The sequence below is a fragment of the Terriglobus sp. YAF25 genome (assembly GCF_052113305.1).
GTDB lineage: Bacteria > Acidobacteriota > Terriglobia > Terriglobales > Acidobacteriaceae > Terriglobus.
Map to the genome: position 1 here is coordinate 1 of NZ_JBFRCY010000679.1, position 2,955 is coordinate 2,955.

The 2,955-nt window shown below is 53.3% G+C and carries 2 protein-coding genes and 1 pseudogene; all 3 read right to left on the minus strand.

Features of this window, described 5'->3' with window-relative positions; all coding sequences use genetic code 11:
* Positions 1–50: 50 nt before the first annotated feature.
* Positions 51–539 (minus strand): RidA family protein, encoded by a 489-nt coding sequence (locus tag AB4043_RS22235; protein WP_442300917.1) that lies wholly within the window; start codon positions 537–539, stop codon positions 51–53.
* 67 nt (positions 540–606) lie between these two features.
* The gene (locus tag AB4043_RS22240) at positions 607–1,623 is read right to left on the minus strand and encodes a hypothetical protein (protein WP_442308123.1); all 1,017 of its coding nucleotides are present in this window, start codon (positions 1,621–1,623) and stop codon (positions 607–609) included.
* A gap of 871 nt (positions 1,624–2,494) precedes the next feature.
* Positions 2,495–2,955, minus strand: a pseudogene (locus AB4043_RS22245) (RICIN domain-containing protein); the annotation flags it as partial.

The following is a 2,955-nucleotide window of genomic DNA, read 5'->3' on the forward strand; positions in this document are numbered from 1 at the left end:
GTCCTACTGACAAATCTGTCACTACCCTAAAACCTGAATGAGCGATAGCTTCAGGGAATCACCGCGACAGCTTCAATCTCAATCAGACACTCTTCGCGAAAGAGATCTTTCACCCCGGCAAGCGTACTCACAGGCGGGTGTTGAACGTCGATGTACTGATCCCGAATGGTCCGCAACGACTTCAGACGATCGGTATTCAGCCCAACCACGTAATAGTTAAGCTTCACCAGATTGGCCGGTGTTGCTCCATTTTCGGCAAGAATCGTCTTCAGATTCTCAAAGGCCTGCTTTGCCTGTGCATTGAAATCATCTTTCGCGATATGGCCGCTTTTATCGGCGCCGACCTGTCCCGAAAGAAAGATGAGCTTCCCGCTCGTGACAACTGCTGACTGACTGTAACCAGGCGATGGCGCCAGCGCCGGAGAGTTGTGGAACTGGACGGGAGAGTTGATCTTCGCTTGCCCGGAGGCAGAGGCCGAAAGCATCAGACAAAAAAGAAGAGAGGGGGTTGCCCCCCTCAGGAAATTCACAGCATTCATGCAGTAACCTCCGCGGAGCGTTCCTCAAAGGAACTCTCATTCATCAGAGATCATAACGAGGAAGACCTTACCGCGGAAGGATCTTCACAATCGTGATTTGGTCTGAGATCGTGAGCGGCACTGTCTGATTTGTCGTGCGGGTGCTGCTCCAATTCAGATTTCCCGTCGTATCGAACGTACCGATATTGGGGTCAATCAGTCCGTAGCCAGGCGAATTGACCTCTTCGAGAAGTTCATACACATACGTCCGGCTGACGCCGTCAAGAAATGAGAGAGCATACGTCCGTGGAATGTAAGACTCCTCTACATCCGTTGGGATCGTATACGGTGTTGGATTGCCGGGGAAGCTTAAGTATCCTGTCTCGCTGACCAGCGAAGGCAGTCCGGGCGCGTCGAGATTCGCCTGATCCAGCCAGAACGGGAAGGATCCATAAGCATTTCCCTGCGCGTCCGGGCCACCCCATCCGGCGCTGCCTGGGTTACGCCCACCGAAGTAGACGTGCAGATTGTTATGAGTCATCAGAGAACTGATATTGCCAACCGCCCCATAGGTTTCGTATCCAGCGAACGACGGCCCCAGCACAGGTATCTTCAGCGCCGTTCCTGCTGAACGTACTGCCGGAGTAAACGCAATCATATTGGCCATGCTTGCGCTTACAGAGGCACCGCAATTCCCTGCGACATCACACTCATTGGGAGCTTCAAGAAGCTCCATGTCTTTGTCCACAGCCGAAAGTTTCTGAATGGTCTGTGATGTGATTGCGGGATCGTACGGCACCACATAGTTCGTGCGGATCCCAGACTGTGCCAACTGCTGATGCCGCGTGGTGAGCGGCGCACCCCAGTTGGGATTGAAGTATCCATCGCGGACGTGGCGGATACCAAGACGCTGCAGATACGTCAGCACCTTCGCCCAGTTGGTATAGTACGGCGTGTTGTCGTAGGTCATGTGCGTGACCACACCCATCGAGTCAACAAACGCATCGGCGGATGAAGCCTGCACCTGAGGCAGGGTTACTGAATTTGAGGTTGTATATTGCTGCCCCCCGGCCGCCAGCACCTCTTTCGCAGAACCGCATCCCAAAGAAACAGCACAGGCGCTTAGGAACAACGCTTGTAGTGTTTGTCTTCTGGATGGTTTGCAGTGTCGTAAGGCCAGCTTTCGAAAAACCTTCTTGCAGGTTACATCCACGGGCTTCGAACTAAATGATGACGACTGACCCGCTGCCAGCATCCTCCCAAACAAAAGAAAACTCAAACAAACCATCCTTCAGACACACCGCCGCCAACGTGCAGAAGCGGGCAAAGAGCTCGCACAACAGCGGCGGCGTCGACTTACGATTGAAATTTACGTGCTCGGTGTTTTCATCCTAAGCGGGAACCATTCCAACGCAAGTTTCGGGATGCCACACAAAACGGCTTCCAGACCCATTTTGGTCCAGAGGGTCCAGACTTCGCGCCAACCGTACACGAAAGCGCCTTCTTCCATAACTGCCCGTAAATTTTCGAGAAATCGATCCTTACCGGGAGCGAGAGATACACACTTATCTAAAAGTCGGGAAGGCGACATTGAACCTGGTATTTGAAGAATGGCACTAACAAATCTGTCGGGACCTTGGGAACTACTGACCGCAAAAGCCTCGATCTCGGCAAGAATCGTCTTCAGGTTCTCGGAGGCCTGCTTTGTCTGAGCATTGAAATCGTCTTTCGATATGTCCGCTTTTGTCGGCGCCGACCTGATCCGACAGAAAGATTAGCTTCCAGAGCGCGGAGTTATGGAACTGAACGGGAGACTTGCTCTTCTCCTGCCCACCTGCAGACGCCGAAAGCGCAAGACAAAAAAGAAGAGAGGGGGTTGCCCCCCCTCTCGAAATTCAAAGCATTCATCCAGTAACCTCTGCGGAGCGTTCCTCATGGGAACTCTGATCCATCAGAGATATTTAACGAGGAAGACCTTACCGCGGAAGTATCTTCACAATCGTGATTTGGTCTGAGATCGTGAACGGCACTGTCTGGCTTGCTGTATCCGTGTTGGTCCAGTTCAGATTGCCGGTTGTATCGAACGTGCCGACACTAGGAGTGTAGTAGGTTCCTCCCAGAGAGAGCGTTACCTGCTGCGGAGTCACGGGCGTATACACGGTATGCACGGAGTCATAGCTGCTCTGYTCYGACCAGAGGAGCAGCCAGAAGCTGCCGTCTCGTTTTTGGAAGAGCAATTTGCGCAGTGAGGAATCTCCTCCAGTGACGGCATAGGGCAACGTTCCAGGGGTAAAGCTCGGGCCCGGATCAGCGAGAGTTCCGATCAGGCTCCGAATCGCGTAGTATGCCGGCCGCGGATTCATGTTGCCGTCGACTAGTCCGAAGCCAGGGGAGTTGATCTCATCGAGAAGCTCGTACACATACGTCCGGCCAATGC